General features: G+C 62.7%; 14 protein-coding genes. 11 read left to right on the top strand and 3 right to left on the bottom strand.

Going from position 1 to position 15,071, the window contains the following annotated elements:
- The first annotated feature begins 201 nt into the window (after positions 1 to 201).
- The 9 genes from KUD11_RS09335 (at position 202) to KUD11_RS09295 (ending at position 6,972) form a co-directional block, all read left to right on the top strand.
- The gene (locus KUD11_RS09335) at positions 202 to 1,266 is read left to right on the top strand and encodes an ABC transporter ATP-binding protein (RefSeq protein ID WP_224380187.1); all 1,065 of its coding nucleotides are present in this window, start codon (positions 202 to 204) and stop codon (positions 1,264 to 1,266) included.
- Positions 1,263 to 2,237, top strand: a complete 975-nt coding sequence (locus KUD11_RS09330) for an ABC transporter permease (protein WP_224380186.1) — start codon at positions 1,263 to 1,265, stop codon at positions 2,235 to 2,237. The genes KUD11_RS09335 and KUD11_RS09330 overlap by 4 nt, the downstream gene beginning before the upstream one ends.
- Entirely contained in the window at positions 2,230 to 3,036 is an 807-nt protein-coding gene (locus tag KUD11_RS09325; RefSeq protein ID WP_109384946.1) for an ABC transporter permease, read from the top strand. Before KUD11_RS09330 ends, KUD11_RS09325 begins: the two co-directional genes overlap by 8 nt.
- A 40-nt stretch (positions 3,037 to 3,076) precedes the next feature.
- A complete protein-coding gene (locus KUD11_RS09320) occupies positions 3,077 to 4,111 on the top strand; it encodes an extracellular solute-binding protein (RefSeq protein ID WP_224380184.1) in 1,035 nt (344 codons plus the stop codon).
- Between the two features lie 89 nt (positions 4,112 to 4,200).
- Positions 4,201 to 5,421 (top strand): serine hydrolase domain-containing protein, encoded by a 1,221-nt coding sequence (locus tag KUD11_RS09315; RefSeq protein WP_219930173.1) that lies wholly within the window; start codon positions 4,201 to 4,203, stop codon positions 5,419 to 5,421.
- Positions 5,422 to 5,476: 55 nt separating this feature from the next.
- Positions 5,477 to 5,821, top strand: a complete 345-nt coding sequence (locus KUD11_RS09310) for a hypothetical protein (protein ID WP_146190835.1) — start codon at positions 5,477 to 5,479, stop codon at positions 5,819 to 5,821.
- Between the two features lie 69 nt (positions 5,822 to 5,890).
- The gene (locus KUD11_RS09305) at positions 5,891 to 6,367 is read left to right on the top strand and encodes a copper chaperone PCu(A)C (RefSeq protein ID WP_109384948.1); all 477 of its coding nucleotides are present in this window, start codon (positions 5,891 to 5,893) and stop codon (positions 6,365 to 6,367) included.
- Between the two features lie 157 nt (positions 6,368 to 6,524).
- Positions 6,525 to 6,686: a hemin uptake protein HemP gene (gene hemP / locus KUD11_RS09300; RefSeq protein ID WP_109384949.1), complete on the top strand. Its 162-nt coding sequence runs from the start codon at positions 6,525 to 6,527 to the stop codon at positions 6,684 to 6,686.
- Positions 6,687 to 6,705: 19 nt separating this feature from the next.
- Positions 6,706 to 6,972, top strand: a complete 267-nt coding sequence (locus tag KUD11_RS09295; protein ID WP_109384950.1) for a DUF1289 domain-containing protein — start codon at positions 6,706 to 6,708, stop codon at positions 6,970 to 6,972.
- Positions 6,973 to 7,047: 75 nt separating this feature from the next.
- Here the strand turns inward: KUD11_RS09295 and KUD11_RS09290 are convergent, their stop codons facing one another.
- Together KUD11_RS09290 and KUD11_RS09285 are read right to left on the bottom strand one after the other, a co-directional pair.
- Positions 7,048 to 7,518, bottom strand: a complete 471-nt coding sequence (locus KUD11_RS09290) for a Dps family protein (RefSeq protein WP_109384951.1) — start codon at positions 7,516 to 7,518, stop codon at positions 7,048 to 7,050.
- Positions 7,519 to 7,645: 127 nt separating this feature from the next.
- Complete coding sequence (locus KUD11_RS09285) at positions 7,646 to 8,059, bottom strand: hypothetical protein (RefSeq protein WP_146190836.1); 414 nt, start codon at positions 8,057 to 8,059, stop codon at positions 7,646 to 7,648.
- Between the two features lie 527 nt (positions 8,060 to 8,586).
- Here KUD11_RS09285 and KUD11_RS09280 point away from each other — a divergent pair.
- Positions 8,587 to 10,383 carry an autotransporter assembly complex protein TamA gene (locus KUD11_RS09280; protein WP_224380182.1) on the top strand — a complete coding sequence of 599 codons (1,797 nt, stop codon included), beginning with the start codon at positions 8,587 to 8,589 and terminating at the stop codon, positions 10,381 to 10,383.
- Entirely contained in the window at positions 10,383 to 14,168 is a 3,786-nt protein-coding gene (locus KUD11_RS09275) for a translocation/assembly module TamB domain-containing protein (protein ID WP_109384953.1), read from the top strand. The genes KUD11_RS09280 and KUD11_RS09275 overlap by 1 nt, the downstream gene beginning before the upstream one ends.
- Here the strand turns inward: KUD11_RS09275 and KUD11_RS09270 are convergent.
- Positions 14,162 to 15,058, bottom strand: coding sequence for an alpha/beta fold hydrolase (locus tag KUD11_RS09270; protein ID WP_146190837.1), 897 nt, complete (start codon positions 15,056 to 15,058; stop codon positions 14,162 to 14,164). The two genes, KUD11_RS09275 and KUD11_RS09270, sit on opposite strands and share 7 nt — an antisense overlap.
- Positions 15,059 to 15,071 lie beyond the last annotated feature (13 nt).

The following is a 15,071-nucleotide window of genomic DNA, read 5'->3' as shown; positions in this document are numbered from 1 at the left end:
TATCGTGAAGACTGAGCTATCATGCTGTCTCAGTAAACACCTTTTCATCGGCCCTAAGCCGCCCGCCAAAAAATAGGGCGACCCGCCACAACCCGGCCTGCGACACCCAGATTAGCAGTTTACGAAAGCCCAAGCCTCTGCTTATGATCAAATTCTGCCCGGCTCAAATCGGATGCTGGTCGCCTTGGGGACGCAGAAAACATGAGCGAAAATTCACTTGAAACGATGATTCTGGCCGATAGTGTTACCAAGACGTTTGGGCAGGGCGACAGCCTCGTCACCGCTTTGGGCGACGTGTCCGTCGCGATCCGCAAGAACGAGTTTTTCACCCTTCTCGGCCCCTCGGGCTGTGGCAAGACCACGCTTTTGCGTCTCATCGCGGGGTTTGAACTGCCCACCAAGGGCACGATCCTTCTGGACGGGCAGGAGATTGGCCACCTGCCCCCATACAAACGTCCCGTGAACACAGTGTTTCAGAACTATGCGCTCTTCCCGCATATGAGTGTGGCGCGCAATATCGGCTTCGGGCTTGAGATGCAGGGGCGGCCCAAGGCGGAGGTCGATGGTGCCATCAATGAGATGCTGGCGCTGGTGCAGATGGAGCATCTGGCGGGTCGGCGCACCGATCAGTTGTCAGGCGGCCAACAACAGCGCGTGGCGCTGGCCCGCGCACTTGCACCCCATCCCAAGGTTCTCTTGCTCGATGAGCCCTTGTCGGCACTCGACCTCAAGCTGCGCAAGGAGATGCAGATCGAGCTGAAGCGCCTCCAGAGCGAGACGGGCATCACCTTTGTCTTCGTGACCCATGATCAGGAAGAGGCGCTTACCATGTCGGACCGGATCGCGGTCATGGCGGCGGGTGAGATCCTTCAGGTCGGCCCCCCGCGCGAGATCTACACCCAGCCCGCGCGCCGCTTCGTGGCCGATTTCATTGGCGATATCAACATATTGGAGGCCGATCTTGCCCCGAACGGCAGCGAGGTGACGCTTCAGGGTGGTGTCAAAATACCCGCGCAATTGCCCAATGGCCCCGCCCCCAGCGGCCGGGTCAGCGTGGCAATCCGCCCCGAAGACATCAGCTTTGACACAAAGGGCGCGCTGCGCGGCACGGTCAGCAACGTGGTCTATTTCGGCGTCGGCTCCAACGTGCATGTGGCCCTGCCGTCGGGCGAGGATATCACCGTGCGCTGCGCCGCAGACGCGCCCGAAAAAGGCGCCGAGGTGCGCATCAAGCTACCCGCAGCCGTGCAAGTGTTGGCCGATTGATGGTCGCCCTGCCCGAACCCCAATCAGAGCCCAAACGCGGGGCCGAGGCCAATGCGGCCAATCTCGCCATTGCGCGCAAGGCGATTGAGGGCGGCGCGCGGCGCCGCCGCTGGCAGCTTTTGTCGCCATCAATAATCGTGATCGGCATTTTCGGGCTCTTTCCGCTGACCATCACGCTCATCTATTCCTTCCTCAGCCCCGGTGACTTTGGCGGCGTGACGTGGGAATTCTCTACCGATGCCTATGTGCAATTCCTCTTTGAGCGCGACATCTTCGATGACACACTGACCTTCTCGACGACCTATCTCAGCATCTATGGCCGCTCCATCGGCCTCGCCTTCGGGGCCACGGTCGGCGCGCTTCTCATTGGCTTTCCAATGGCCTATTTCATCGCCTCCAAACCCCCGGATCAGCGCAATCTTTGGCTGTTCCTGATCACCCTGCCCTTCTGGACCAACCTGCTGATCCGCACCTACGCGATCCTTTTGATCATCCGCGATGAGGGGATCATCAACGTCTCGCTTCAGGGGCTTGGGATCATCGACGCGCCGCTCGGCATGCTCTACACCGATGGCGCGGTGTTTCTCGGGCTGATCTACAGCTACCTGCCCTTCATGGTGCTGCCGCTGTATGCCTCGTTAGAAAAGCTTGATTTCAAGCTGGTTGAGGCAGCATACGATCTCTACGCTACCCGGTTCCAAGTGCTGCGCCACATTATCGTGCCGATGGCCAAGCCGGGGATCGTCGCGGGCTGCATCCTTGTGTTCATCCCCGGTCTGGGGGCCTTTATCACGCCCGAACTGCTGGGCGGCGGTAAGGAACTGATGATCGGCAACCTTATCGCGTTGCAATTTGGCGGCTCGCGCAACTGGCCCTTTGGCTCGGCGGCGGCCTTGATCCTGATGGTGGTCGTGATGCTCTCGCTCATCATTTATGTTCGTTACGCGGGCAAGGAGCGGGCGCATGGCTAAACCGCGCCGCATGAAGGACCTGCGCAAGCAGCCGGGCTTTGAGTTTCTGGCCTATACTTGCCTCTTTTTCCTCTATGCGCCCATCGTCGTGCTGGTGATCTTCTCGTTCAACGACAACCGCTCGGTGGTTCTGTGGACCGAGTTTAGCTTTCGCTGGTATATTGAGGCCTTCGACAATGACGGCATCCGCGAAGCCACGATCATTTCCCTCAAGGTCGCGGCTGTGGCCACGGTATTCTCCACCATCTTCGCCACGATGGCGGCGCTGGCCACCACGCGCACACCGTCCTATCGCGGGCAGACGCTGGCCTATGCGATCATCAATCAGCCCTTGATGGTGCCCGAGATCGTCACCGCCGTGGCCACGCTCGCCTTTTTCACCCTGATCAAGAAACTCACCGGAGTGAGCGGCATCGGCTACCTGATGCTGGCGCACACCGTGTTCTGTATCCCCTTTGCCTATATGCCCATCCGCGCCCGGCTTGAGGATATGAACCTCACGCTGGAGCAGGCCGCAGCCGATCTTTATGCCACGCCGTTTCAGGTCTTTCGCAGCGTGACCCTGCCGTTGATGGCGCCGGGGATCGTGGCGGGCGCGATGCTTGCCTTTGTGGTCTCGCTGGATGATGTTATCATCTCGCTGCTGATCGCGGGGCCGGGCGAGACGACGCTGCCCATCTATATCCTCGGCCAGATCCGCCGCGGCATCACCCCCGAGATCAACGCCGTCTCCACCCTGCTTCTGGGTCTGACGGTGATCCTCGTGGCCGCATTTTTCATGGTAGGGCGCAAGAAATAAGCGCCCGCCGCATGACCCATTTCAACAAGGAGGAACTATAATGACGAAAACCAAACTGAAAATGGCCACCGCACTCGCGGCGGGTCTTGGCCTTGCTGGCCCGGCCCTCGCCGAGGGGGAGCTCAACATCTATAACTGGGGCAACTACACCAACCCCGAACTGATCGAGAAATTCGAGGCCGAGTTCGGCATCGAGGTCAATCTCGACGGCTATGACAGCAACGAGACCATGCTGGCCAAGGTCCGCGAAGGCAATACCGGCTACGATATCGTCGTGCCCGGCGACAGCACCGTGCAGATCATGATCGGTCTGGACATGCTGGCCGAGATCAAGCCAAACGAGATGGAGAATTTCAAGCACATGGACCCCAAATGGGTTGATGTCTGGTGGGATCCGGGCCGGAACTATTCGGTGCCATGGCAGTGGGGAACGACCTCGTTCACCGTCGATACCGAAGTTTACACCGGCGATATCAACACGCTGGCCCTGATGTTCGATCCGCCCGAAGAGCTTAAAGGCCGGATCAACATGCTCAACGACATGAATGACGTGATCAACGCCGGTCTGCGCTTTCGCGGGTATGAGCGGTGCAATCAAAATCCCGATGAGCTGCGCGATGTGACAGAGATGCTCATCGCGGCCAAGGAAAACTGGCGCACGATGGATTATTCCACAATCGAGAAGCTGACTTCGGGCGATGTGGATCTCAGCCAGAACTGGAACGGGGCCGCCATGCGTGCCCGCGAGCAGCGCCCCACCCTGCAATACGCCTATCCCGTGGAAGGCTTCACCGGCTGGATGGATAATGTGGCCGTGCTGAAGGATGCGCCCAACATGGACAATGCGAAGCTCTTCGTGAACTTCATCATGGCCCCCGAGAATGCCGCGATGATCTCCAACTTCGCACGCTACGCCAACGGGATCATGGGCTCGGAAGAGTTTATGGACGCCGAGATGCTGAGCGCGCCGGAAATCGTCATGCCGGCGGATGCGCCGACACCGGATTTCGTCAAACCCTGCGCGCAGGAAGTGACCGATCTCTACAACCGCATCTGGACCCGGCTGAAGCAATAAGCCAAAGCTAGGCTGAGACACTGGCGGCGGGCCTCCTCATCGGGGTCCGCCGTTTTCACATTCCCCCTTCAGCCCCGAAAGGCCCTTTCATGCCCACGCGCTCCAAACCCGCCGCACCTGCCGCCCCCAAAACCGCGCGCGAATTGGGCCTGATGCAGGGCTTCCCGCCCCCACCCGGTGCCCGCCCGGACCCGATGACATGGGACCTTGGCCCGATGAACCGCTGGGCATTTCTCAACATGCGCTCGATGTTTCCTACCACGGATGTGCGGCGCGGCGACACGGCCCCCTCCGAGATGCCCCGCGCGGCGCAAGAGCTGGGCCGCATCCCCTTTACCGGGGCGGATGGCGGCGCGCTGAGCGTGCGCGACTGGCTGGAGCAAAGCTATACGGACGGATTTTTGGTCATGCACAAAGGCAAGATCATATCCGAGCAGTATTTCAACGACATGGCCGGGCATACGCCGCACCTGTCGCAATCTGTGGCCAAATCCCTCGTGGGCGCGTTGGCGGGAACGCTGGAGGGGGAAGGGCTGATTGATCCCGCCGCCCTGATCACCGATCTCATCCCCGAGCTTGCCACTTCGGGCTACGCCGGGGCCACGCTGGGCCAAGTGCTCGACATGCGCTCGGGCGCGCGCTTCACCGAAGATTACGGCCTGCCCAATTCCGACATGACCCGGATCGACATCGCCTGCGGCTGGCGGCCCACCCCCGAGGGCCAGGCCCGCCCCACCATCCGCGATGTGATTCAGACCCTGCCCTTGGAGCGCGACCATGGCGGTGCGTTTCAGTATCGCTCCATCGAGACAGACGTGGTCGCATGGGCGCTGGAACGCGCAGCGCAAGCGCCCTTGGCGGAGCTTCTGAGCACGCGCATCTGGCAGAAAATCGGCGCAGAGCGCGACGGGTTTTTCACCGTGGACGCCGCAGGCACCGCGCTCGCCGATGGCGGCTTCAACGCCACGATGCGCGATTACGCCCGGTTTGGCGCAATGCTTCTGGCGGGCGGCGAAGGCATTGTGCCCGAGGCTTGGATAAACGCCACACGACAAGGCGATCCATCCGCCTTCGGCGCGCCCTATACAGGCGCCTCACCCAAAGGCGCCTACCGCAACCAGTGGTGGATTCATGACGCAGGCCGTGGCGATATCATGGCGCGCGGTGTGTTCGGCCAGCTGATCTATCTCGATTTTGAGACGGATTTCATGGCTGTGAAGCTCTCCACATGGCCCGATTACCTCATAGACGCGCAGACCCTCAACGCGCTGGCAGGCGTCATCGCGATCCGCGACAGCCTGAGCACCTGAACCGGGATGCACGCCCCCCTTGGCAGGCAGGCCCCGGTGATCTAACTCTGAGCCTATGAGATTTGCCCCCCGCCTCATGGCCGCGCTCTGCGGTTTTGCCCTTGTGGTGATGACTTTGGCCTTTGGGGCCTCCGCAGGCGCGCGGATCGAGGCCAGCGCGGTTGCCCAAAGCGCCGCCGCTCTCGGGATCGTGGTGGAGCAAACCGATATCTGCGCCAGTGGGGCGATAGACCCGCGCCATTGCCCGCTATGCCACGCCACGCCGGAGACGGCCTATGCCGGGCCAGGCGCACCCGGCATGATGCTCGCCCCGGCCCGTGCAATGGCCCTCCCCCGCGGGCGTATTGCGGGCGTCATCGTGGCCCTGCCACCGGCGCGCGCGCCGCCCAAGGCCGCCTGATCCCCCAACGACTATGCCAGAGGGCCTCACCCCTCTAATTCCAAATGACACATCATAAAGGAGCGCCCTATGCGTCCCCTCTTTATCGCGGCTTTCACCACGCTGATCGCCGCCCAATCCGCCGCTGCACATGAGTTTACCGCCTCAGATCTCGTGATCGGCCATCCCTACAGCTTTGAGACAACCGCGACCGCCCAAACCGGCATCGGCTTTCTCACCATCACCAATAATGGCGACACGCCCGACCGCCTTATGAGCGTGGAGGCAGATTTTGATCGTGTCTCCCTGCACCGGACCGAAGAACAGGACGGCGTGGCCCGGATGCTGCCCCAGCCGGACGGTGTGGAGATCGCGCCAGGTGCGGTTGTGACCCTTGAGCCCGGCGGGCTGCATGTGATGTTCATGGGGCTGGGTGGTGATCCGCTTGAGCTAGGCGAGGCGATCCCAGCGACCCTTATTTTTGAAGAGGCAGGCCCGGTCGATGTGGTTTTCTACGTCGAATCCCGCAAAGACGGGATGAAGGACGTTGATCACTCAAACCACTGACGCGTGACCGGCAACTCTGTGTAAAGCAGGATAAGAGCGGCGTGGACACATCCACTGCCGCTCTTTTTGTCTATCGCGTTTGACAAACCTTATAGTTTCCGTCAAGTATTGTCTCATAGAAACAACCTACCCTTTGCGACAAGAAAAGGCTGCGGCCATGGCGACCTGCACTCCCCCACCCAAAGAACAAGCCCCGCGCCCGCCCGCCTATGCCGCCTGCGATCTTGTCGGGCCCCAAGGCCAAGCCCACATCACCCTCGACACCCAAGTCTACACCCTGCGTATCACCCGCGCGGGCAAGCTGATCTTGACCAAGTAACGCGCCGCCAGGAGAGACGATGACTGAGATCCCCAGCCCGTGTATCGACGTCTGCAAGTTCAAACGCCAAGGCCATTGCCTGGGTTGTTCGATGACCAAAGCGCAGAAATCGCTGTTCAAGCAGGTCAAGAAAGACAAGCACCGGATTGCGTTCGTGCAAATGCTGCGCCAACAGCAAGAGGCGCTTGGCAAATACAAGCATTGGGGCCCGGCTTATGCCAAGAAGCTAGCCAAGAAGAAGGCCAAAGCGGTCTGGGAAAAGCTCGCAGGCGGCAAATTCGCCTGAGACCTCTGCACCACGCATAAAAAAGGCGGCTCTCCACACCGGAGGCCGCCCTTTTTACATCGGATGTTGGATCGCTTAGCGCAGATGAGCGCGCATGAACCACGCCAGCTTCTCATGCTCCTGGCCGCGCGAAATGCACAGATCCTCGGTCAGCGTATCGCCATGCTCCGACGCCAGAGCCCCCGCAGCGGCCAGCGTTGCGGCCAGCGTTTCTTGGGCTTTCAGCATCGCTGCGAGCATTTCTTCGGCAGTGGCCGTGCCATCATGCTCGGCGACCTTGGAGCGTTTCAGCATCCCGGCCAGCGTGCCATCCGCATGTGCGCCCAACGCCTTGACCCGTTCAGCCAGATCGTCTTGTGCGACGAAATGGTCCTCATAGATTTTCTGGAACATCTCATGGAGCGGTCCAAAGGACATGCCCGTGACGTTCCAATGAAAATTCTGTGCCAGCATGGTGGTCACAGCGGTTTCCGCCACAGCCTGATTGAGTGCTTCGGCAATGGCTGCCGTTGCGTCCGGCGTGAGCGAGATTGCGGTCTGGGTCACGTGATATCTCCCTTTTATAGAGGTTCGATGATGATGGATTTTCGGGTGCTGGCTGGCAACAGGGCTGGCTGGCTTGAGCCATACATAAGGTCTCAAACGCGCTTGCCAAGTAGTTTTTAGAATAATTCTAAATCAGAGTAAAATGCTCGGATACTGAGCGCAGCAAGAAAGAAAGGCTCCTGCGTGCATGAAGCGGGACACGAGACCGCAGCAAAAATTCGGCGCTCGGCATGTCGCCTGATGCCAAAGCGCGCGCCAACTGCATGATCCAAGCCTCGTCAAACGAAAGCGCCGCGCTGCCCGGACGGTAGAGCACCGGCGCGTGCCCCAGCGCATGTGGCAGCGCACGCATCAGCGTTTCCGCATGAAGCGCCCGCGCTGTATCGTCGGTCGCACCGATCAGGGCACAGCTTTCCAAAGGGGCCGCCTCGCGCGCCGCGCGGCAGCGCAGTCCGATCACCCGAAGATGATTGATCAGCGTCAGCCCACCTTCCGGTGCCACCGGGTCGGGGGCTGGATACGCCTCTTGTCTTAGCCTCAAAACCATCGCGGTCCTCAATCTCGGCACGAATCTTTGCAGCTTAATCTTATCCTGAGTGTAACACTAAGGAAATACTGCACCGACGCCCTGCGACCAAAATACCCGATCATAGCAAAGTGTCTAGTTATCTTGACACCGCACGGGGGGTATCGTTTGAAAGCAGCGGCTTACCTGCCGCATAAACCCTTACCCCCAAGCGAGAGGGAGGCGAGACGCCGAATTCCACCAAGTCGAATCATTGCTGGACGGGCCCGCTCTGGCTATTCGCCCTGCCTAAAAACAACGCCGAAATCTCAGCTTTCACTGGCGCGAAACCTATGCATATTCGCGGCGTGTGCGCCCCATGCGATGATCCGCAGTTCACGGCCAAACCGACAACCACCCGCAACACCTTGTGCCACAATGACTTTCACCCACTATTGAGGCCACCGGCGCAAAACCCCCGCGTCTAGAAAACACGCATCTTCAGGTGTTATCCTCACCCCAAACATGCGATATACTCCGGCTCAGCCAATGGAGGCACATACGTGCTCGCAAGACCCTTCATCAGTGCTTCGCTGAGCGCCTTTCTGGCGATCTATCTGGCTGGCAGCGTTCTGGCCACCGAGGTCAACCTGACAGCGCCCGGCGCATCTGAGGGCTTCACCGACAGGCTGAAATCCGCGTCGCTCAGCATCCAAAGCGCGGCTGACGGCAACGCCGCCCCGCAGGACCTGCTGGCTGCCGCTCAAGCCGATTACAACCGGCTTATCGGGGTGCTTTATGCGGCCGGATATTACGGCCCCGTCATCTCAATCAAGGTGGACGGGCGCGAGGCGGGCAGCGTGCCGCCCTTGGGCGCGCCCTCGCAGGTCAACCGCATTGACATAACCGTGGACCAAGGCGCGCCCTTCACATTTTCACGCGCCGAAGTGACCCCGCTTGCGCCGGGCACCAAGCTGCCCGAAGAGTTCCGCACAGGCGCGCAAGCCCGCGGCGATCTGGTCCAAAATGCCGCCGACGCGAGCGTGGCCGCCTGGCGCGATGCAGGCCACGCAAAGGTTGCCGTCACGGGGCAGAAGATCACAGCCCTGCACCCGCAAAGCGCCCTCTCGGCCCAAATCACCCTCGCCCCCGGCCCGCGCCTGACCTTCGGCGCGCTCAACATACCCGGCGAGAGCCGCGTACGGGATGCGCGCATCCGCGAGATTGCGGGCCTGCCCACGGGCGAGATCTATGACCCGGCAAAGCTCAAACGCTCCGCCGACCGCCTACGGCGCAGCGGCGCGTTCCGCTCGGTCGCTCTGAAGGATGCCGAGGACATCGGGCCGGGCGACAGGCTCGATATCAACGCCGAACTGGCAGATGCCCGGCGGCGGCGCGTGGGCGTGGGGATCGAGCTCTCCTCGCTCGAAGGTCTGGGCCTCTCGGCGTTCTGGCTGCACCGCAACCTGCTGGGCGGGGCCGAACGGCTGCGCTTTGACATAGAGGTGGGCGGCATTGGCGGCAATTCGGGCGGTGAGGATTACTCTCTCGGGGTGCGGTTTGAGCGCCCGGCGACCTTCACACCCGATACCGGCCTCTACCTCGGAGCGACCATTTCGGAAGAAAGCGAGCCCGAATACCGCGAGCGCAAAGTAGAGGTGGGCGGCGGCTTCACTCATATTTTCTCCGACGAGCTTGAGGGAGAATTGGGCATCGGCTATCGCTATAGCGAGATTGACGACGCTTTCGGCTCGCGCACAATTGAGCAGCTATTCGCCCCCGCAGAGCTGCGCTGGGACACGCGTGACGACCCGCTGGATGCCAATCGCGGTTTCTATATCGGGCTGGATACCACGGCGTTTCTCGGGTTGAGCGGCGGCGGCAACGGGACACGGGTGTTTGCGGATGCACGGGCCTACCGCACAATCGGAGCCGAAGACGGGCTGACCTTTGCCGCACGCGCGCAGCTTGGCACGGTGGCCGGTGCCAGCACCGCCGACGTGCCGCCGGGCCTTTTGTTTTTCTCCGGCGGACCGGACACGGTGCGCGGACAGCCCTACCAATCGCTCGCCATCACATTGCCGGGCGGGCAACGCGTCGGCGGGCGGTCTTTTCTGGGGTTCAGCGGCGAAATTCGCGCCGACATAAACGACACGTTTCAGATCGTAGCCTTTGCGGATACCGGGTTTATCGGGGGCGATGCGCTGGGGGAAGGCGTGGGCGATTGGCATAGCGGCGCCGGGCTTGGCGGGCGCTACAATACCGGGCTGGGGCCCATCCGCATTGATCTGGCCACGCCGCTGGATGGCGATGCGGGGCAGGATTTCGAGATCTATATCGGCATCGGACAGGCGTTTTGATGAAACAGCTTATCGCCCTGCTTACGCTTTGCGCAGCACTCGCCCTGCCCCAATCGGCTTGGGCGCAGGACGAGGTCACAGCGGAGGCCACACAGGAGGCCGAAGACCGCGGGTATTTGCAGGCCCTCTTGGAGGATACCCTTTCGGGCGCGGGCCGCGAGGTGCGCATTGTGGGATTCAAAGGCGCGTTGTCGTCGCAAGCCACGATGGAGCAACTGACCATCTCCGATGATGCGGGCGTGTGGATCACCCTCACCGATCTGGTGCTGGATTGGAACCGTGCGGCCCTGTTGCGCGGACGGCTGAGCATCAACACCCTGTCGGCGGCCACAATCGACGTGCCGCGCCTACCCAACACGGAAGAAGGCGTCACGCCCGAGGCCACCGTCGCGACCGAATTCGCCCTGCCCGACCTGCCCGTCAGTGTGCAGATCGGCGAGATCACTGCGACCCGCGTCAGCCTTGGCACACCCATTCTGGGTGAGGCGGTCACCCTTTCGGTAGAAGGCTCCGTCTCGCTCGCGGATGGCGCAGGTGCGATGGACCTCAGCGTTCTGCGCGGCGACGGGCGCGGCACCTTTGGGCTTGAGGCGAGCTATGCCAACGAGACGAGATTTCTCGCCCTTGATCTGGCGCTGGAGGAGGAGGAAGGCGGGATCATCGCGCGGCTTCTGGACCTGCCGGGGCAGCCTGCGCTGGCGCTTTCGGTACAGGGCGAGGACCCGCTCTCGGACTATACTGCCGCCATCACGCTCAGCTCGGACGGGACCGAGCGCTTGGGCGGCACCGTTGAGATACGCGAGGACGAGACCAGCACGCAGCGCTTCTCAGCCGCGCTCGATGGGGACTTGCGCCCCCTTTTTGAGCCTGCGTTTCATCCCTTTTTCGGCGGTGACAGCGCGTTGCGCGTGGAGGGGCTCCGCGCCTCAGATGGCGCGCTTGACCTGTCGGAGCTGTCGCTCCGCTCCGCCGCTCTGTCACTCACCGGGCAGCTCGCGCTGGGGGCGGATCGCTGGCCCACCCGCTTTGATCTGAACGGCACGCTGGCCCCGCCGACACGCGGCTCAATGAGCGCTGATGCCCCGCTGCGCCTGCCCGGCTCCGGCCCGGCCACCTTCATTGACGGCGCCCGCATCTCTGCGGCCTTTGATGCCGCCTCGGGCAATGAATGGCGCGCCGAGATCCGCTTTGACGGGTTTGCGCAAGAGGCGCTTGAGATCGACAGCGGCAGCTTGCGTGCGAATGGCACGATCCGCCGGGACGCGCCCCAAGGCGTCTCAGCCACAATCACGTTCAGCGCAGCGGGCGCGTCCCATGAAGATGCCGCCATAGCGGAGGCCCTCGGCACCGCCCTGCGCGGCCAATTGCAGGCGGATTGGGCAAGCGGCACGCCGCTCAGCATCAGCGCCTTGGACGTGATCTCGGGCGATCTGCGCATCACAGGCGCGGGCACGCTCGGCACGCTTGAGGCGGGTTTTCCCGCCTCTGGCGAGGTCGCCCTGCGCATGGGCAATCTCAGCCGCTTTGCCGCTCTGGCGGACCGCGATCTGGGCGGGGCCGGGACCGCAGAGCTGAGCGGCACCGGAGCACTTCTGGGCGGGGCGTTCGATCTGGCCCTCACCGCCCAGACCCAAGACCTTCAGACGGGTATCGCGCGGCTCGACCCGCTTCTGGCGGGTGCCAGCGATCTGGCCGTGCGGGTGCGGCGCGACACCGAAGCGACCGTTCTGGAGCAGTTGGAGATCACCAATTCAGCCCTGTCGCTGAATGCTCAAGGACGCAGCGACGAGACGCGCGGCGCGCTGAGCCTGAGCGCCCAAATGCCTGATGTCTCGCGTGCAGAGCCACGCCTCACCGGCCCCGCAGAGGTCAACACAGCGCTCAATTGGGAATTCGGTGGGGCCGTCAACGTGGAAAACCTGACGCTTGAGGTGGCCCAGAGCCGCATCACCGCCTCAGGCACGGTTTCGCCCGATGCGCCCGGCCTGCCCGCCAAGGGGCAGCTTTCTGCGCAGATCGCGGACCTGTCGCGGTTTGCCGCCCTTGCCGGGCAACGTCTGGCGGGCAATCTCAACGCCGATCTGAGCGGACGTGCAGCGCTGCAGGCAGGCACGTTTGATCTGCAAACCGCCCTCAGGGGCAGCGGATTGCGCAGCGGGATTGCGGAGTTGGACAAGCTTTTGACCGGCGATGTCACGATCTCGGCCGATGGCGGGAGGACAGGAGATGCGATCAATATCCGCGCTATTTCCGTCGAGACGGGGCAGCTTTCGCTCAACGCCAATGCGGTCTCGGGCGCGCCCGGCGCGCCGCTCGACCTGCGCTTCCGGCTCGCCAATCTGGGCCTCTTCGCGCCAGATTTCAGCGGCCCGGTGAGCGCGACAGGACAGGCACAGATCAAAGGCCCCGAGGCGCGTGAGATGTCGCTAAACCTGAACGCCGAGGGGCCGGGTGGCACAACCGCCGCGCTGCGCGGCACGCTATTTGACCTTGGCGCGCGCATGGCGCTTGATCTGCAAGGGTCCGCGCCGCTGGGCCTTGCCAACGCGTTCATCAAACCCCAATCCATCGAGGGCACAGCGCGCTATGACCTGCGCATCGATGGCCGCCCCGCGCTTTCGTCGCTCTCTGGCGCGCTGTCCACGCAGGGCGCGCGGATCGCACTGCCGCGCCTCGGCATCGCGATTGAGGGGCTCACTGGCGATATCACCCTCACGGGTGGACGCGCGCAGACGCAGCTTGCGGGCCGACTTCGGGAGGGTGGCACCTTTACCGTCACTGGCCCCATCGCCCTCACCGCCCCTTTCAACGCCGATCTCAGCGCACAGTTGACCTCCATTCGCCTCACCGACAATCTGACCTACACATCTCTTCTAGCTGGCACCGCCTCGATCACCGGCCCCCTTACGGGCGGCGCTGTGATTGGCGGCAACATCACCTTGGACGAGACGGAGATCCGTATCCCCTCCAGCACCGCCACGTCCTCGGTCATCTTTGAGGATCTGGCCCATGAAGGCGCGCCACCCGCCGTCACCCAGACGCGCCGGTTTGCAGGCCTTATCGCTGAGGAAAGCAACAGCGCCGCGGCCCCATTCGGGCTCAATCTGATCATCAACGCACCGCGGCGCTTGTTCGTGCGCGGCCGCGGGCTCGACGCGGAGTTGCGCGGGCAGATCCGTCTGGGCGGCACCACCAAAGATGTTGTGCCGTCCGGGTCTTTCCAACTGATCCGTGGGCGGCACGACCTTTTGGGCAAACGGCTTTTGCTGACCGAAGGCCTGGTGGATATGCGCGGCGCGCTCGATCCCTATCTGCGCTTTGTCGCCGAGACGACAGCGAATGACATCGTGGTGCGGATCGTGGCCGAAGGGCTGGCCAGCGAGATTGAGATCGCGTTCGAATCTGAGCCTGACTTGCCGCAGGAAGAAATCATCTCCCAGCTTATTCTAGGCCGTAACCTCGCGTCGATCTCCCCCCTGCAAGCGGCACAGCTGGCCTCCGCCGTGGCCACCCTCGCCGGGCGCTCGGAAAACGATGTTCTGGGCCAGTTGCGCAACTCCGTCGGTCTCAGCGATCTGGACGTGGCCACCAATGCGGACGGCACGACCGAGCTGCGTGCGGGTACATATATCGCGGACAATCTCTATTCCGAAGTCACCGCCAACAGCGAGGGGCGCGAGGAAATCAACCTTAACCTTGATGTGTCGCGCAATGTCACCGTGCGGGGCAGTGTGGATAGCGAAGGCGGCAGCGGCTTGGGCGTGTTCTTTGAGAAGGACTACTGAGCCAGCCGGGCAAGATGCCTCAGCCCAAGGTCCAGAACCTCCGCCATATGCGCGTCCATCATCAGAAAATGACTGCCGCCCGGCGCGACCTCAGCGGCAGTGTCGAGATACCGCGCAGCACCCCCCGCATGCGTGATCCGCGCACAGGACGCGGCCCAAGCCCGCCCGCGTGCATCCCAGTGTTCGGCGCAATCAAGGTTATCCCCGCCCAGAATGATCAGCGGGCAGGCAAGCCCATCGCCCGGTTGCGATGACGGCTCTACCGCAACGATCCCCAGCACCGTGCCGGGGGCCGCACGCGCCGCATCAAACGCGATCTCGGCCCCTTGGGAATGACAGATCACCGTGGCGGCCTCCAGACGGCGCAGGACATGCGCCAGCCCGGCGGTTTGCAGCGGCGTGGTGTCGAGCCAGCGTGGTACGATCCGCTGCATGAACGGATCAAACGCCGCGACCGGGAATTGGAGCCCCTCAAAGGGCTGTCGCGTGGCAAAACCCTCAGCCCTGCCAAAGCGGAACAGCCCCCATGCCTCCTCGGCGGAGCGCAGGATTGGTGCCGCGTCCCAGATACCCGCCGCAAAGCCCGCGCGCCCCCGCTCGGGCAGGTCGACCACATGCACAGCGTAACCCCGGTCGAGCAAGAGATGCAGCCATCCGGGCCGCCCATCTGGCGTCGTCTCCCACGTGCTGCCCGTCATGCCGCCGCCATGAACAAGCACCACGGGCGGGGCATCCAAACGCCGCTCGGGAATGAAATACTGCACATAGGTCTGCTCAACCGCAAAATGGCCGCGCGGGTCATAGGTGAAGGACGCTTCGCGCGTAAAAGTCACCTCATGCATCCGCCCGCCCACTGTGTAGCTGCCGAAATCGCGCAGGCTATAGGCCATATGCCGCTCCCAT

It is taken from the genome of Roseovarius carneus, assembly GCF_020141465.1.
Classification (GTDB): domain Bacteria; phylum Pseudomonadota; class Alphaproteobacteria; order Rhodobacterales; family Rhodobacteraceae; genus Roseovarius; species Roseovarius carneus.
Note: the sequence above shows the minus strand (reverse complement) of the source record. Positions and strands in the feature narration are given on the sequence as shown.